Annotated in this window: 6 protein-coding genes; 5 read left to right on the top strand and 1 reads right to left on the bottom strand. The window is 70.7% G+C overall.

What is annotated here, in order from left to right; translation table 11 throughout:
- The first annotated feature begins 37 nt into the window (after nucleotides 1-37).
- The 4 genes from ACSUZJ_RS12095 to ACSUZJ_RS12080 all read left to right on the top strand — a co-directional run bounded on the left by ACSUZJ_RS12095 (nucleotide 38) and on the right by ACSUZJ_RS12080 (nucleotide 14,761).
- Nucleotides 38-11,806, top strand: coding sequence for a two-partner secretion domain-containing protein (locus tag ACSUZJ_RS12095; RefSeq protein WP_499416414.1), 11,769 nt, complete (start codon nucleotides 38-40; stop codon nucleotides 11,804-11,806).
- An 86-nt stretch (nucleotides 11,807-11,892) separates the two neighbouring features.
- Nucleotides 11,893-12,633 (top strand): SapC family protein, encoded by a 741-nt coding sequence (locus tag ACSUZJ_RS12090; protein WP_499416412.1) that lies wholly within the window; start codon nucleotides 11,893-11,895, stop codon nucleotides 12,631-12,633.
- Nucleotides 12,634-12,637: 4 nt separating this feature from the next.
- Nucleotides 12,638-13,039, top strand: coding sequence for a hypothetical protein (locus tag ACSUZJ_RS12085; RefSeq protein ID WP_499416410.1), 402 nt, complete (start codon nucleotides 12,638-12,640; stop codon nucleotides 13,037-13,039).
- A gap of 81 nt (nucleotides 13,040-13,120) precedes the next feature.
- Nucleotides 13,121-14,761, top strand: a complete 1,641-nt coding sequence (locus ACSUZJ_RS12080) for a mechanosensitive ion channel family protein (RefSeq protein WP_499416408.1) — start codon at nucleotides 13,121-13,123, stop codon at nucleotides 14,759-14,761.
- Here ACSUZJ_RS12080 and ACSUZJ_RS12075 read toward each other — a convergent pair.
- Complete coding sequence (locus tag ACSUZJ_RS12075) at nucleotides 14,758-15,630, bottom strand: LysR substrate-binding domain-containing protein (protein WP_499416406.1); 873 nt, start codon at nucleotides 15,628-15,630, stop codon at nucleotides 14,758-14,760. The two genes, ACSUZJ_RS12080 and ACSUZJ_RS12075, sit on opposite strands and share 4 nt — an antisense overlap.
- A gap of 129 nt (nucleotides 15,631-15,759) precedes the next feature.
- Between ACSUZJ_RS12075 and ACSUZJ_RS12070 the strand changes: the two genes are divergently transcribed.
- Nucleotides 15,760-17,310 (top strand): MFS transporter, encoded by a 1,551-nt coding sequence (locus ACSUZJ_RS12070; protein ID WP_499416404.1) that lies wholly within the window; start codon nucleotides 15,760-15,762, stop codon nucleotides 17,308-17,310.
- Nucleotides 17,311-17,342: the final 32 nt, after the last annotated feature.

Raw genomic sequence — 17,342 nt, 5'->3', positions numbered from 1 at the left:
CATCCTGACGCACAAGAACAACCTGCATTAGCAAACCATGAGCAAACATACCGAAACGTCGTCGCCAGCCCTGCCGCAACTAAAACCCCTGGTCCGCTCGATCATGAGCTGGGCGCAGCGTCCGAGCGCGCTGGCGCTGGCGCTGGGCGCCATGCCGGCCCTGGCGCTGGCCCAGATGCCGACCGGCGGCAAGGTCGTCGCCGGCGCCGCGACCATCACCAACCCCGACGGCAGCCACACCGTCATCGAGCAAAGCTCGGACAAGGCCGTCCTCAACTGGCAATCGTTCTCGATCGGCCAGGGCGGCCACGTGCAGTTCATCCAGCGCGACAGCAACTCGGTCGCGCTGAACCGCGTGGTCGGTTCCGACCCCTCGGCCATCCTCGGCCACCTGAGCGCCAACGGCCAGATCTTCCTGGTCAACCAGAACGGCATCTTCTTCGGCCACAGCGCCGTGGTCGACGTCGCCGGCATCGTCGCCACCACCCTCGACATCAAGGACGAGGACTTCATGCGCGGCGACTACCGCTTCGCGCGCGGCGCCAACGCGCCCGAGCGCGCCACCGTCGTCAACCAGGGTACGCTCAACGCCGGCGGCGGCTACGTCGTGCTGGCCGGCGACTACGTCGCCAACCAGGGCCTGGTCTCGGCCCAGCTGGGCACTGTCCTGCTGGCTTCGGGCGACGCCCTGACCCTGCAGATGGCCGGCAGCAGCCTGATCAACTACCAGGTCGACAAGGCCACCGTCGCCCACCTGGCCGGCGTCGAGAACAGCGGCCAGATCCTGGCCAACGGCGGCCGCGTCATCATGACCGCCGAGGTGGCGCAGGACCTCGCCGCCACCGTGGTCAACAACTCGGGCCTGATCCAGGCCCGCAGCACGGTCGAGCGCGACGGCGCCATCTACCTCGAAGGCAGCGGCGGCAGTGTCGCCAACAGCGGCGGCATCGACGCCAGCGCCCAGGCCGGCGCCAACGGCGGCCACGTGGAGATCCGCGCGAGCGGCGACATCGCCCATGAAGCCGGCAGCAGTATCGACGTCAGCGGCGCCGATAGCGGCACCTCGGACGCCGGCTCGGTCATGACCTGGGCCGACGGCACCAACCGCTACAAGGAAGGCGCACAGATCACCGCGCGCGGCGGCGCCGAAGGCGGCGACGGCGGCCAGGTCGAACTGTCGGGCAACAAGGTCCTGAACCGCAGCCTGGTCGACCTGCGCGCGCCGAACGGCGAGCTCGGCACCCTGACCCTGGACCCGACCGCGATCACCATCGCCGACGGCGCCGGCGCCAACGCCGAAGACCAGAGCACCATCTACGAACAGAACCTGGAAGCCCAGCTGCGCACGGGTAACGTCAACCTGACCGCGATCGGCCAGGACGCCAGCATCACCGTTTCCAGCCTGAGCGACGGCGTGCTCGACGGCTCCAACGGCGGCGCCGGCGGTTCGCTCAGCCTGCGCGCTTCCGGCAGCGGCAACCCGACCATCAGCTTCGCCAACCGCGGCAACAAGATCAAGGTCGACGGCGGCATCGCCATGTCCACCGGCTACGGCGAAGACATCGTCAGCGGCGCCATCGACGTCGGCCAACTGGAAGCCGGCACCCGCATCGACCTCGAGTCGGGCAGCATCCGCGCCGCTGGCCTGAGCGTCGCCAGGACCATCGGCACCCAGTCCGATACCAGCTTCGGCATCGCGGCGCGCGCCCATGGCGGCGACCTCGCCGTCGACGGCGACGTCAACCTGGACATCACCAACACCTCGGCCGGCGCGCTCACCACCTCGGTGTCGCTGCGCGCGGACAACGGCAGCGTCAGCGTCGGCGGCGCCGTCAATTCGAACGCCACCGGCCTGGGCTACTACAACTACAACTGGACCACGGCCGGCAATGCCGCCCCGAGCTACTACGGCCAGCAGCCGTGGACACTGGTCAGCCAGGCCGACCACCCGATCGTCGCCCTGCTCGACATCCAGGCCAAGGGCTCGGTCAGCGCCGCCAAAGTCAACGTCCTTGCCACCGACAAGAACACCGTGTTCGACACCAGCGTGGGCGGCTACTGGCAGACCGCGAACGCGACCCGGCACAACTTCTGGCGCCCGACCGGCACCGAAGCCTCCGGCAGCATCAATGCCGGCGGCGACGTGTCGATCACGGGCGCAACCCGCGTCAAGGCCGACGGCTACGCCGTTGCCGCCTATTCGGAAACCGAATCCTGGCGCAACATGGTGAACAACTTCAACTACACCAGCGGCAGCCAGACCGTCCTCACCTATACCTACGACCGCGAGGGCCGCTCGACCGAGCACCGGACCGTCAACACCTACAACAACCTGAAGGGTTCGGTCAAGGGCGCCGGCGGCGACCGCTACATCTGGCAGTTCGGCCCGTATACCGTCATCAACGGCGCCACCTCGACCTACAGCCCGAACATCTCCACCTACACCGACTCGTCCGGCGGCTGGACCACGACCGGCATGCAGTATTCGGGCGTGAAAGGCATGAGCGCAGCCCTGGACGTGAAGGCCACCGGTTCGGTCAGCATGAACGGCATGGAAGTGCGTTCGACCAACCGCTCCAATACCGGCAGCGGCTCCTTCACCGACGCCTTCTGGGGCCACCAGGACACGGCCGACGGCTTGAACAACACCGGCGACAAATTCACCTCGTACAAGGCCGAGACCGACTACTACGACAGCTTCTCGACCAACTACACCGCATCGACCTCGACCGCGCGCGCCAACATCGCGGCCGGCGACAATGCCTCGGTCAACCTGAACGGCGGCACCAGCTACGATGTCGTCGCCGAGCACCCGCTGCTCAATGCCGCTTCCAACTCGCTGGCCGGCGCCACCATGAGCGTCACCGCCGGCAGCGCCGGCGGCGCCACCGGCAATGGCCTGATCACCATCGACAGCGGTGTCAACGTGATCGGCGCGAAGAGCGCCGACGTCAGCCTGACCGTGCGCAACTACGACGGCGACGTCGACATGGCGGACGCCCCGGCTGTCGTCACCAACGCCTACAACGGCCACGATGGCCGCGCCAGCATCCGCAGCGACAACGGCGAGGTGCACCTGGAGAGCATCGCCGTCTCGGGCGGCCGCTCGGCCTACCTGGACGTCGCCGCCACCGACAGCCTGACGGTCGACGGCGCATCGAGCGCCACCGTCACCGGACCCGATAGCGCCGGCGTGGCCGCCATCGCCTTCAAGGCCGGCACCGACATCAAGGCCGGCGACATCCTGGCCTCGTCGACCCACCAGCGGCTCAACACCGTGTCGGGCTACTACAACTACGGCTACGACTACACGGTCGACGGCGGCAGCGCCTCGATCGACGTGCAAAGCACGGACGGCGACATCGACCTGGGCGGCGACGTCAAGGCCAGCGGCTACAAGACCGCGACCGTCAACGTGGCCGCCAGCGGCGCCGGCAAGCGCCTGGACACCGCCGACGGCAAGACCGTGGGCGCCACCGCCTCCGGCAACACCTTCGTCTCGAACAGCTATTCGCGCTACCTGTCGGTGCCGACCTACTCGGCCAGCACCACGCTCAGCGCGGACAGCGCCATGGACCTCGGCAGCAACGTCGAGGCCATCGTCGCCAACCGCAACGGCGCGGCGAACGTCGTCCTGACCACCACCGGCGGCGCGCAGGCCGCCATCACCCAGGATGCCGGCACCCGCATCCTGGCGGCGGGCAGCACGGCCACCGTCGACATCGACGCCGGCGCCATCTCGCCGAACGCCGCCAACGCGGCCGTCGCGTCCCTCCAGGGCAGCGTCGCGGCCCAGGGCAGCACCGGCGCGGCCAGCGTGACGATCGACGCCGCTTCCGGCACCGTCCACGACTTCGGCGCCAGCTCCACCGGCAACATCGCCACCGTCACCGTCAACACCTTCGATGCCGCCGGCACGCTGGTCGTCGACGGCACCGGCACCATCGCCGGCAACGCCAACGACGCCCTCGGCGGATCGCTGGCCATCAACGCCGCCGGCACGCTCGACGCCGGCGCCGCGAAGATCGCGGTGCGCAACGACAGCTGGAGCGCCAACGCCGGCGCGCGCGCTGCGCTCAGCGCAGACAACGGCGACGCCGCGCTTGGCGCCATCAGCGTCGGCGCCTACAACACCGCCACCGTCTTCGCCAGCGCGACCGGCGACCTGCTGGCCGGCGGCGCACTGGCTGCCAACGCCAATGCGGGCAGCGCCGACATCAACCTCGGCACGGACGGCAAGCTCACGGTTGCCGACGGTTCCGGCTCGGCAGCGGCCACCAGTGGCGGCTACCGCGGCACGGCCAACGTGCGCCTGACGGGCGCGACCGGCGTCGAGCTCGGCGGCAACCTCACGGCGTCCGCCCAGGGCGGCGCGGCCGGCGTGAACGTCAACAGCACCGGCGCCGACGCGCAGATCCAGCAGGACGCCGGCACGCTCATCCTGGCCAGCGGCGCCGCAGGCAACGTCGGCGTACGCGCCGGCAACGGCGACGCCGCCTTCGACCTGCAGGGCACGCTGCAGGCACGCGGCACCTCGGACCTGGCTTCGGTCGACGTCTCGGGCAAATCGGGTACGGTCCAGGACTTCAGCGCCGTCTCGAGCGCCGGAACGGCGTCCGCCCACATCAACGCGTCCAATGGCGCGCTCGACCTGGCCGGCAGCGGCCTGGCCAGCGGCTACCGCGACGCCACCCTGAACGTGATCGCCAGCGGCGACCTGACGGCGCACGACTCGCTCGCGGCCACCCAGTCCGGTCCCGCCGGCGTGGCGCAGGCCAGCCTGGCGAGCATCGGCGGCGAGCTGCTGCTCGATACCGGCGCCAGCCTCACTGCGAGCGCCAACGGCATGGGCGGCGCGGCCGACGCGACCCTGAACGCCGAGAAGGGCTTGACCCTGAACGGCGACGTCACGGCCGTCGCGATGGGCGGCAATGCACAGGCCAACCTGGGCACCAGCGGCGGCAGCGCGGCGGCCATCACCCAGGCTGCCGACACCAGCATCCGCGCCAGCGGCAACATGGCCAGCGTCCGGATCAATGCCGGCCAGGCCTGGCCGGACGCCGCCAGCGGCGCCGCACTCGCGCTGGCCGGCACGGTCGAGGCACGCGGCAACGCGGGCAGCGCCAGCGTCACCATCAATGGCGCCGGCGGCACGGTCCACGACGTCAGCGCCGATTCCAACGGCAGCAGCGCATCGGTCATGATCGGCGCCACGGCCGCGGAGGGCAAGCTCGTGCTCGACGGCAGTGGCCGCGCCACGGCCAACAGCGACAGCTACGGCGGCGCCTCGTTCTGGGCGGCCGGTGCTGGCAAGCTCGACAGCAGCGCGGCCGACATCTCGGTCATCAACAACCACTACCAGGGCGGCGCACAGGCCACCCTGAACGCCACCGGCGGCGACAACGTCCTGGGCAACGTGTCCGTCAGCGGCGCCAGCGCCACCCTGAACGCCGAAGCCGGCGCCGACCTGGACGCCGGCAGCACGCTGTCGGTCAACGCCAGCGGCGCCGTGGGCCGCGCCGAGGCGGTCCTGACCGCCACCGGCACCGCCACGGTCGCCGCGGGCGCCACCGTGAACGCCACGGCCGGCAACCAGCAGGGCTTCGCCCACGTCAGCATCGCGGGCGACCAGCACCTGGCCGTCGAAGGCCAGCTCAACGCCACCGCCAGCGGCATCGGCGGCCAGGCCAACATCGACCTGCTGGCCCGCAGCGGCGGCATCGACCTCGACGCCGACCTGAGCGCCGTCGCAGGCGACCTCGCCGGCATCAACCTGGACGCGGGCGCCGGCGACATCGCCCTGAATGCCAACCTCAGCGCCCTCGGCGGCCGCCAGGCCATCGTCGGCGTGCGCGTGCCCGACGGCGCCCTGGCCCAGGCAGCCGATACGGCCATCCGCGCCGGCGCCAACGGCGGCCTGGCCCTGGTACAGATCAACAGCAGCGGCGCGATGGCGCTCGACGGCGGCATCCACGCCATCGCCGGCGACCCGATGGGCCAGCCGGGCGGCATGGCGCTGATCGACGTCGCCACCACCGGCGGCGCCGGCGCCTCCATCACGCAGGACAAGGACGCCGTCATCGAGGCCGCAGGCGACAGCGCCAACGTGATCCTGCGTGCCGGCGCCAGCCGTCCGGCCGACGACATCGCCCAGGCCGCCGCGTTCGAATTCGCCGGCAGCGTGCGCGCCGCCGGCGCCAACGGCGGCGCCAGCGTGGAGATCGCCGGCGCCACCGGCACCGTGCATGACCTGCAGCTCAGCGCCACCGGGGCGCCTGCGATCGCCGTGGTCAGCGCCCTGAACGGCGACCTGGCCCTCGACGGCACGGTCGGGATCACCGGCCAGGCCGACAACACGTTCGGCGCGAACCTGCATGCGCAGGCCAGCGGTTCGCTCGACACCAATGGCGCTACCGTCACGGTCGCCAACACCGGCAGCGGCGCGTCGGCCAATGCCCGCGTCAACCTGCGCGCCGACGGGGGCAGCCTCAAGCTCGGCCAGACCACGGTCAACGCCGAAGGCGGCTCGGCCTACCTGTCGGCATCGGCGGGCCAGGGCCTGAGCGTGCCTGCCGACCTGCGCGCCACGGCCCGCGGCGGCGAAGCGGTCGTCGACCTGAGCACCTCCGGCGACGCATCGGCCACCATCACCGAGGACGCCGGCGTCACCATCGCCGCGCACGGCAACCGCGGCGCGGTCAGCATCAGCGCCGGCAGCCAGAAGTACGGTGGCCCTGCCGCTGTCGCGCTGGGCGGCGACGTCCAGGCCCGCGGCACCCTCGGCTCGGCCAGCATCACCATCAGCGCCGCCGGCGGCAGCGTGCACGACTTCAGCGCCGAATCGGCCGGCGGCCTGGCCTCGGCCACGATCGAAGGCCTGGCGCCGGATGCCGGCATCGTCCTCGACGGCAGCGGCCGCGTGGTCGCCAATGCCGACGACTCGACCGGCGCCTACCTGACGGTGAGCAGCGCCGGCGCGCTCGACACGAGCGCGGCGACCCTCACCGTTGCCAACCTCAACGGCGGCGAGATGGCCGGCGCGTCGGCGAACCTGTACGCTGGCCGCGACGCCGTGCTCGGCGAGATGAACGTGAGCGCCAACGCCACGGCTTACCTGAACGCGTCCGCCGGCAAGGACCTGGACGTGACCCGCTCGCTGTCGGCCACCACCAACGCGCTCTACGGCAGCGCCAGGGTCAGCGTGGGTGCGGCCGGCAACACCGGCATCGCCGCCGACAGCCTCGTGAACGCCATGGCGGGCAATGGCTGGGGCAGCGTGAACGTCACGGGCGACCAGGGCGTCACCGTCGACGGCAACCTGAACGCAAGCGGCAGGGATGCGAGCATCGACGTGGCCGCGGCAAGCGGCGACGTCGACCTGAACGCGGACCTGACGGTCCAGGCAAGCCGGAATGCGGGCATCAGCGGACGCGCACTGGGCGGCAAGCTCACCCAAGCTGCGGGCAAGGCGCTGCGCAGCGGCTCGACCGAAGGCGCAGCCCAGGTTGCGCTCGAAAGCCAGGGCGCGATGACGGTCGACGGCAAGGTCTTTGCCGCGGCCGGCGCCGAGGCACGGATCGACCTCGTCACCACTGGCGGCGCCGATGCCGCCATCACACAGGACGGCGCCAGCACGATCGAGGCGACCGGCCGCATGGCACGCGTATCGATCGCGGCGGGCAACGGCGAACCGGGCCGCAGCAACGGCAACACCGCCGCCTTCGAGCTCGACGGCACCATTCGCGCCGCCGGCGATACCGATGGCGCCGGCCTGCTCGTCAGCGGCGCCGCGGGCAGCGTGCATGACTTCACCGTCAGCGCCACCAACGGCCAGGCCAGCGCCGCCATCGCCGCCTTCACGGGCGACCTGGCGCTGGACGGCGCCGGCCTCGTCGCCGCCAACGGCGAACTGGCCGGCGGCGCCAGCCTGCGCATGCAGGCCGGCGGCTCGCTCGACACGAGCGGCGCGACCGTCGCGGTCAGCAGCAGCGGCGCCAATCCGGGCGCAGGCGCGGAAGCGATCCTGGTGGCCGAAACCGGCGCCGCCACGATCGGCCAGACCAGCGCCAGCGCCTTCGGCGGCAGCGCCACGCTGGTCGCCGCGGCAAACACCGCCCTGACCCTGCCGGCGAACCTGAGCGCCACCTCGACGGCCGGCGACGCCGCCGTCTACCTGGTCACCACCGGCGGCAAGGACGCGGACATCGTCCAGGCTGCGGGCACCACCGTTCTTGCCAGCGGCAACCAGGGCATGATCGTCGCCGCTGCGGGCAACGGCGCGACGGACGCACCGACCGCCGCCGACCTCGTGCTGGGCGGCACGCTCCAGGCCGAAGGCATGTTCGGTGGCGCCGCGATCGACCTCACCGCGGCCAGCGCCACGGTGGGCGACTTCAGCGCCCGTTCGGCCGCCGGCACGGCATCGGTGACGATCACCGGTCTGGCCGCCGACGGCAGCGTCAGCCTGAACGGCAAGGGCGCTATCGGCGCCAACGCCGACAGCGCCGATGGCGCCCGGCTTGCGCTGAGCAGCGCGGGCACGCTCGACACGAGCGCTGCCGATCTGGTCGTGAGCAACCACAATGGCGGCAGTAGCGCCGGCGCGACGGCTGAACTGGTCGCCCGGGACGGCGTGCTGGGCAAGCTCGGCGTTACCGGCAGCGCCACGGCCAGTGTCGATGCAAGGGCCAGCGGCAAGCTGGACGTGACCGGCGCTCTCTCGGCCACTGCTGGCGCAGGCCAGGCCGAAGTGCGCCTGAGCGCCGGCGACGCAGCCAGCATCGCCGCCAACGCGACCGTGGACGCCTCCGCATTCAACGGTGCGGCGCGCGTCGACGTCCAGGGCGACCGGGGCGTCACCGTCGATGGCGAGGTAAAGGCCAGCGGCGCCGATGCCGGCATCGGCCTGACGGCGGCAGGCGGCGAGCTTGCCCTGGACGGCAAGCTGAGCGCGCTGGCGTCGCACAATGCCAACATCGACCTGCGCGCACTGGACGGTTCGCTGGTCCAGGCCGCCGGCTCGGTAATCAAGAGCGGCGCGACCAACGGCGTGGCCCAGGTCGACCTGGCCAGCCATGGCGCGATGGCGATCAACGGCAACATCGTTGCCGCCGCCACCGCCAACGGCGACGTGGACGGCGCACACACCGGCGCGGCCCTGGTCGGCATCACGACCACCGGCGGCGCAGGTTCGAGCGTCACCCAGGACAAGGCCAGCACGATCGAAGCGGTCGGCCGCGCCGCCCGCCTGTCGGTCGAAGCGGGCGCCGGCGACAACGCCGCCGACAGCGCTGCCTTCAAGCTCGACGGTTCGCTGCGTGCGATCGACGCCTTCGGCGGCTCGAGCCTGGAAGTGGCAGGCGCATCGGGCAGCGTGCACGACTTCACCGTCACCGCAAGCGACGCTTCGGCGCATGCCGTCATCACCGCCCGCAACGGCGACCTGACGCTCGACGGTAACGGTCTCGTCATCGGCAACGCCGGCAGCGCCGGCCTGCAGGTGGCCGCCTCGGGTTCGCTCGACACGCGCGCTGCGAACCTGTCGGTCACCAACCTGGACGGCGCCGCATCGGCCGAACTGCTTGCACACCATGGCGGCAGCGTGCTGGGCAATGTCAGCGTCACGGGCGGCAGCGCTGCCCTGGACGCTTCGGCCAGCGGCAAGCTGGACGTGACGCGCGCCCTTTCGGCCACCGCGGTAGCGGGCGACGCACAGCTGAACCTGGCTGCCGGCGGCGCCGCCGCCATCGCGGCCAATGCGACGGTGGACGCGGCAGCGGTCAATGGCGCGGCCGGCGTGCACGTGACCGGCGAACAGGGCCTGGCCGTCAACGGCAAGCTCGCCGCTACCGGCGCCGATGCGGGTATCGACCTGGCGGCAACGAACGGCAAGCTTGCCCTGGACGGCAAGCTGAGCGCGCTGGCGTCGCACAATGCCAACATCGACCTGCGCGCACTGGACGGTTCGCTGGTCCAGGCCGCCGGCTCGGTGATCAAGAGCGGCGCGACCAACGGCGTGGCCCAGGTCGACCTGGCCAGCCATGGCGCGATGGCGATCAACGGCAACATCGTTGCCGCCGCCACCGCCAACGGCGACGTGGACGGCGCACACACCGGCGCGGCCCTGGTCGGCATCACGACCACCGGCGGCGCAGGTTCGAGCGTCACCCAGGACAAGGCCAGCACGATCGAAGCGGTCGGCCGCGCCGCCCGCCTGTCGGTCGAAGCGGGTGCCGGCGACAATGCCGCCGACAGCGCTGCCTTCAAGCTCGACGGCACGCTGCGCGCCATCGACATGATGGGCGGCTCGAGCCTGGAAATCTCCGGCGCATCGGGCAGCGTGCACGACTTCACCGTCAGCGCTGGCGAAGCGTCGGCCGGCGCGGTCATCGTTGCCCGCAACGGCGACCTGAGCCTGGACGGCAACGCTACCGTCATCGGCAACGCCGACCACGCCAGCGGCGCGAACCTGCTGCTGCAGGCGTCCGGCTCGCTCGATACGACCGGCGCCACGGTCGAGGTCGGCAACACCGGCAGCGGCGACGCGGCTGGCGCGCAAGCGACCCTGCTGGCCCAGGCCGGCGACGCGAAGCTCGGTCCGGTCACTGTGAAGGCCCAGGGCGGCGGCGCGGCAGCGCTGCTGGCCCAGGCCGGCAACACGATGACCGTGAACGGCAAGCTCGGCGCCGAGAACCTCGGCCTGGGCATTGCGGCAGGCAGCGCCTCGATCACGCTGAAGACGACCGGCAAGGGCGCCGCAGCTGGCACGACCACCAGCACGATCACGCAGGAAGCTGGCGCCACCATCGGCGCGGCAAGCTTCGGCAATGCCGGCGACGCGACGATCGACATCCAGGCAGGCAACTGCTGCAACTCGGAAGTCGTGCTGAACGACACCGTCAAGTCGGTCGTCACCGGCGGCACGGGCAACGCGGCCATCGCGGTGCGCGGCAACGCCGTGACGGCCAAGGATGTGACGGCCAACGTGGTGGCGGGCGGCAGCGGCAACGCGCTGGCCTCGCTGGCGGCGCCGACCGAGCTCAAACTCGACGGCACCATCGACGCCCAGGCCGGCAGCGGCGCGCGCGCCGACGTCAAGCTGATCTCGGACCAGCTGACCGACAACGCGACGTTCAAGCTGTCGAGCGGCAACGGCCACGTGCAGCTGTCCTCGTTCGACACCCGCCGGATCATCGGCGTGCACTCGGACAAGGACTTCGATGCGACTTCGGACACGAACTATGTCATGTCCACGCTGAAGAAGTTCGTGACCCAGGGCGCCGAACTCAGCTTCGGTGGCGAGTTCGACCGTTCAGCATGGACCAATGGTTCGCCGGCCGACACCTGCGTGCCGGGCATGGACGGCTGGGCCAGCCAGTTGCAGCACACCGGCGAAATCCACGTGGCCGGCAACGGCCGCCTCAACCTCGGCGACGTGAAGATGGTGTTCGATACCACGGGCAACACCATCTACCACGATCCGAAGATGAGTGCGTGGAGCGTGCCGACCGGCCGCGTGGCGACCCTGATCGTTCCGCCAAGCAACGTGGACCGTTACCTGGACCGCACCGACAACACCTTGCAGAACATGAACAAGGTGGTGCAGGACACGTCGACCGGCGCGCGTCCGGCGGCGCTGGGCGGCGAAGGCGGTCCGGCGGTGCGCGGCACACAGATCACCGGCAAACTGTTCATGGACGGTAACGGTGTTAACATGGTGCGCAACGACGCTGCCGACGGCAGCCAGGCCGCTGCGCAAGGTTCGGAGAACGACCGCCGCAATCGCGACGGCGTCACCGAAGAATAAACCTGGCGCATCCTCCTCCAGGTGAGGATCTCTCCGGCCCCTGCGTGGGGCCGGAGTTTTTTCAGGATAACGATATGCCTCAAGAAATGAATTCGCTTTCGATCACCCCTCCCTTCGGCTACGGCGAAGTCGTACCCGTACTCAACACCCAGCGCATCCGCCCGGCCACCGGCATGGTGCCGCCGGCCCTGCGCCGCACCAATGCGGTTCCGGTGACGATGGCCGAAATCGGTCCCGCGAGCCGCCACTACCCGATCATCTTCGCCAGCGCCGACAACGGCCAGAGCTTCGGCGTGGTCGCGCTGGTGGGCCTGGCGAACAACGAAAACCTGTTCGTCACGCCCGAGGGCCGCTGGCAGGACGGCGTCTACCTGCCGGCCTACCTGCGCCGCTATCCCTTCTGCATGGCGACCGTCAGCCGCGGCGGCCAGCAGCAGGACGAGCGCATCGTCTGCGTGGCCAGCGAAGCGCTGGACCCTGCGAATGGCCTGCCGCTGCTGGAAGCCGACGGCACGACCAACCAGCCGTGGTGGGAATCGCAGCGCCACCTGGTGCTCGAATACGAAGCCGACCTGATCCGCACCCAGCAGATGTGCGACCTGCTCAGGAAACTCGACGTGCTGCGCCCCTTCGGCGCCCAGGCGATCGCGAAGAACGGCGCCATCACCAACCTGGCCGGCATGTACCGGGTCGAAGAGCAGCTGCTCGAGCGCCTGCGGGCCGACGACCTGCGCATGCTGATCGGCAAGGGCATCATGAGCCGCCTGTACGCGCACATGATCTCGCTCGACAACCTGGGCGCGCTCCTCGACCGCCAGCCGCGCTGAATCCATGAGCTACGACCTGATGGTATTCGCGCCCGACGCGGCCCCGAAAAAACGCCCCGCCTTCCTCGACTGGTACGACGAACAGACCGAGTGGGACGAGGACCACGGCTACGACGATCCCGCCGTCGCCACGCCCGCCTTGCAGGCCTTCTATGCCGACCTGGCGGCCGTGTTCCCGCCACTGGCGGCCACGGCGCCGGAGGATGCAACGGGCACCGACTACACGATCGGGCGCGCGCTGATCTATCTTTCCTTCTCCGACTGGGACAGGATCGACCAGGCCCACGAGGCGGTGTACGGCCTCGCCGCGAAGCACGGACTGGGCTTTTTCGACGTCAGTTCCGACCTCGCCGAGGTCTGGCTCCCGGACAACAAGGGCGGCCTGCGCATCGCGCATGCGGACTGAAAGGCGTTCACGCCACAGACAGCCGGGGCGATGCATGGCATGATGGCGGGCTTTCCCATTAGAAACCCATCAGCAATTCGCATGCTTGCCCCGGTTCGTCTTCTCGTTCTCCTGATCCTCCTCCTGCTCGGCGCCTTCGCGCAGGGCGCGCCGGTCCAGCCGGCCCCTGCAACCGCGGCGGCCGCGGCAGCCCAGCTGAGCGTCGGCGCCCGCACCATTTTCGTGTTCCGCTCCAGCCTGGCCGGCTTTCCCGCCCAGGACCGGGCCGAGGGCGCGCGCAAGCGCCTGGACAAGGCCATCGCCCTGGGCGGCCCGCAGCGCACCGCCACCCATCCCATCGCCGAAGGCACCCAGGTGCTGCTGGACGGACGCCTGCTGTTCCTGGTGACCCCGGGCGACGTCAACATGCTGGCCGGCGACACCACCGAGGAAGCCGCGCAGGAGGCCGCGCAGGTCCTCGACAAGGTACTGCAGGAGCGGCGCGAACAGGGCAGCCCGCGCTACCTGCTGGTGGCCGGGGCCTGGTGCCTGGCGGCGACGCTGGCCTACTGGCTGGTGCTGCGCGGCCTGGGCCTGCTGCACCGCCGGGTGCGCGCCTACACCAAGCGCGCGGTCGGCCGCCGCATCGAGCAGGTGCGCTTTCGCAATGTCGCCCTGCTCGACGCCGAACACGTCGTGCGCTTCATCCGCCAGGCGTCCAGCGTGCTGGTCTGGTCGGCGCGCCTGTTTGCCACCTTCCTGTGGGCGACCTTCCTGCTCGGGCATATCCCCTACTTCCACGACTGGGGCGAGCAGTTGCGCGGCTACCTGGCGGCGACCGCCTTCGACGTCGCCGGCGGCATCGGCCGCGCCCTGCCGGGCCTTGTCGTGGTGGTGGTGATCGCGGCGCTGGCGCGCCTGGCCATCCTCACCGCCGGCTCGGTGCTCAAGCGCGTCGAACGCGGCGAACTCGAAGTGGGCTGGCTCGACCAGGACACGGCGCCGCCGACCCGGCGCCTGGTGAACGTCGCCATCGTCCTGTTCGCCCTGGCCATGGCCTACCCCTACCTGCCCGGTTCGCACACGGCGGCCTTCCAGGGCGTGACCGTGCTGGCCGGCCTGATGGTCTCGATCGGCGGCTCCAGCCTGGTCGCGCAGGGAGCCTCGGGCCTGATCCTGATGTACACGCGCGCGCTGCGCAAGGGAGAATACGTGCGCATCGGCGAGGCCGAGGGCGTGGTGGTGGAACTGGGCATGTTCGAGACGCGCCTGCGCACCGGGCTGGGCGCCGAGGTCTCGCTGCCGAACGCGCTGGTGCTGTCGAACACGACGAAGAATTTCTCCCGCGCCGGCGGCGACACCGCGTTCACGCTGGAGGCGGCGGTCGCGATCGGCTACGACACGCCCTGGCGCCAGGTGCACGCCATGCTGCAGCAGGCGGCGCGCGAGACCGAGGGCATCCTGCCCGAGCCCGCGCCCTTCGTGCTGCAGACGGCGCTGTCGGACTTCTATATCGAATACCGGCTGGTGGCCCAGGGCGGCGCGGCCTCGCCGCGCGAGCATGTCGAGCTGCGCAGCCGCCTGCACGGGCGGATCGTCGACGTCTTCAACCTGAACGGCGTGCAGATGACCTCGCCGCACTTCATGCAGGAGCCGGCCACCTCGCACGTGGTGGCGCCGCAGCGGTGGGAACCGGCGCCGGCGGCCGCACAGGCGGCAGCGCCGGGCGCACGGGCGCGCTAGCTTGCCGACGCCAGCTGGCGGATCAGGTTCCTCACCACGGGCGAGCGCTCGTTGCGGCGAAACACGGCGGCGAGCTCGGAGGTGATCGGCTCGCCCGCCAGCGGCTTGAAGACGACGCCGGGAAGCAGGACGGTCGCGCTGACGACATCCGGCACGACCGCGATGCCCACCCGCATCGAGACCTCGGTCAGCACCGCCAGCAGGTTGCCCGGCGTGGCCACGACATGCGGCGTGAATCTTCCGCGCCGGCCCAGTTCCTGCGTCCCCAGCTCCTGCTCGGGCACGACGAAACCGTCCTGCGCCAGCGCGCCCGGGTCGATCGGCGAGCTCGCCCCGGCCAGCCGGTGGTCGTCGGGCAGCGCCAGGCAGAAGCGGTCGCGCTGGAGCAGCTGCGCGCACAGTCCATCCGGCAGCGCCATCGGCAGGCGCAGGAAGCCGATATCGATCTGGCCGTCGGCGACCAGGCCCGGCAACATCCCCATCCGCACTTCCCTCGTCTGCACGTGGACCTCGGGCCAGGCTGCACGAAAACGCATCATGTGCTGCTGCAGGATGCCGGCAAAGGCGGCCGAGCCGACATAGCCGAGCTCGACGCGCCCCAGTTCGCCCCGCCCCGCCCGCCGCCCGACGCTGAGCGCGCGCTCGAACTGCGCCAGACTGGCGCGCGCCTGGTCGAGGAAGAGCTCGCCGGCAGCGGTCAGGCTGACGCTGCGCTTGGTGCGCTGGAGCAGCCTGGCGTCGAGCGCGCGTTCGATCTCCTGGATCTGCACCGTCAGCGTGGACGCCGCGATGCCCAGCCGTTCGGCGGCGCGGGCGAAATGCAGCTCTTCGGCCACCGCCACGAAATAACGAAAATGCCGCAGTTCCAAGCACCACCTCCAGATCGCCAGTATTGGTCAGTATTCGCTCTAACCGAATTATTTTAGCTTTTATGGTTAATGAAACAAATACCGGAATCGAGTGTAATGGTAGTTGTCAATTAACGAAGAGACTGTCGGATGCACACACGCCACATTTCCCTCGATTCCACAGCCGCGCCCCGCTCCACCACCCCGCTGCTGCTGACCGCTTCCCTGGGCTGCGCGGTGACGGTGCTCGACACCAACCTGGTCGGAATCGTGCTGCCGACCATCGCCACCGACCTGCAGGCCTCCTTTGCCGACATCGAGTGGGTGGTCAGCACCTACCTGCTATGCTTTGCGGCCCTGCTGCTGCCCGCCGGCGCCATCGCCGACCGCAGCGGGCGCAAACGTGTCTTGCTGGCCGGCCTGGCGATCTTTGCCCTGGCTTCCCTGGCATGCGGCGCCGCGCCGACCGCCAGGGCGCTGTACCTGGCGCGTGCGGCGCAAGGAGCCGGCGCCGCTTTCCTGCTCGCGCCTTCGCTGGCGGTGATCGGACACGCCTTCCACGGCGAGCGCGAGCGGGCCCGGGTCTGGGCCGTGTGGGGCGCGATCATGGGTTGCACGATGGTGCTGTCGCCGCTGATCGGGGGCATCATCAGCCACTGGCTGGGCTGGCGCTGGGCCTTCCACATCAACCTGCCGGTCTGCGCCGCGCTGGCGCTCGCGGTTGCTCGCTGGGTGCCCGACTCGCGCAATCCCGAGCGCCGCGTGCTCGACTTCCCCGGCATCGTGCTGTTCGCGGCGGCGATGTTCGCACTGACCTGGGCCCTGATCACCGGTCCGGCGCAGGGCTGGACCAGCGCTCCGGTGCTGCTGCGCTTCCTGGCCGGGATCGGCCTGTTCGCGCTGTTCGTCACGGTCGAACGCCAAACAGCGGCGCCAATGCTCGACCTGGCGCTGTTCGGGAACCGGCGCTTCGTCGGCGCCGTCGTCGCCATGCTGGCCTACGCCGCGTCGGCGCAGGTGATGGCGTCCCTGCTGCCACTCTACCTGCAGAACGCGCACGGCGCCACCGCGCTCGAGGCCGGCGTGGGCATGCTGCCGTTCGCGCTGGCGATGCTGCTCCTGCCCCAGGTCGGACGGCGGCTGGCCGCCTTCATGCCCGGTTACCAGATCCTGGCGCTCGGGCTGGCCATCGTTGCGCTCGGCAACCTGGTCATGATGTGGTCGGCCCACCTGCTTGACGCGCCCCTGCTGGCGGCGCTCGGGATGGCGATCCTGGGGTCCGGCGGCGGCCTGCTCAACGGCGAGACCCAGAAAGCCATCATGGGCGCGGTCCCGGCCGAGCGCGCGGGAATGGCGTCGGGCATCAGCACGACCTCGCGCTTCAGCGGCATCCTGCTGGGTTTCGCCGGCCTGGGTTCGCTGCTGGCCGGCGGCGTGCGCGGCACGCTGCTCGATGGCGTGGAGCGCCTTGGCCTGCAGGCGTCGCCGGAGAGGATCGAACGCCTCGTGGCCGGCGACCTGTCGCATGCCGCGGCTGCTGCCGGGACCGCTGCGGGGGCGGCGCCACCCGGACTCGAGGTCCTCGTCCGCGCCGGATTCGCCGCCGGCTTTGCGCATGCCTTCCTGGCGGCCGCCGTCGCGGCGCTGCTGGCTTGCGTGACCGTTCATGTATGCATGCGCGAGCCGCAAGCCCGGCGCTGAGCCGCCGGGCTTGCCGGCGCTGCCGGTGCGCG

Origin of the sequence: Telluria sp. B2, assembly GCF_051789535.1 — a bacterium.
Lineage (GTDB): Bacteria > Pseudomonadota > Gammaproteobacteria > Burkholderiales > Burkholderiaceae_D > Telluria.
The sequence above is the reverse complement of the archived record's forward strand: the minus strand, read 5'-3'. Positions and strand labels throughout refer to the sequence as shown.

What these genes read in the sequence shown, in the direction of transcription:
- ACSUZJ_RS12095 (WP_499416414.1), top strand. Translation starts at nt 38, where the DNA reads ATGAGCAAACATACCGAAACGTCGTCGCCAGCCCTGCCGCAACTAAAA.
- ACSUZJ_RS12090 (WP_499416412.1), top strand. Translation starts at nt 11,893, where the DNA reads ATGAATTCGCTTTCGATCACCCCTCCCTTCGGCTACGGCGAAGTCGTA.
- ACSUZJ_RS12085 (WP_499416410.1), top strand. Translation starts at nt 12,638, where the DNA reads ATGAGCTACGACCTGATGGTATTCGCGCCCGACGCGGCCCCGAAAAAA.
- ACSUZJ_RS12080 (WP_499416408.1), top strand. Translation starts at nt 13,121, where the DNA reads ATGCTTGCCCCGGTTCGTCTTCTCGTTCTCCTGATCCTCCTCCTGCTC.
- ACSUZJ_RS12070 (WP_499416404.1), top strand. Translation starts at nt 15,760, where the DNA reads ATGCACACACGCCACATTTCCCTCGATTCCACAGCCGCGCCCCGCTCC.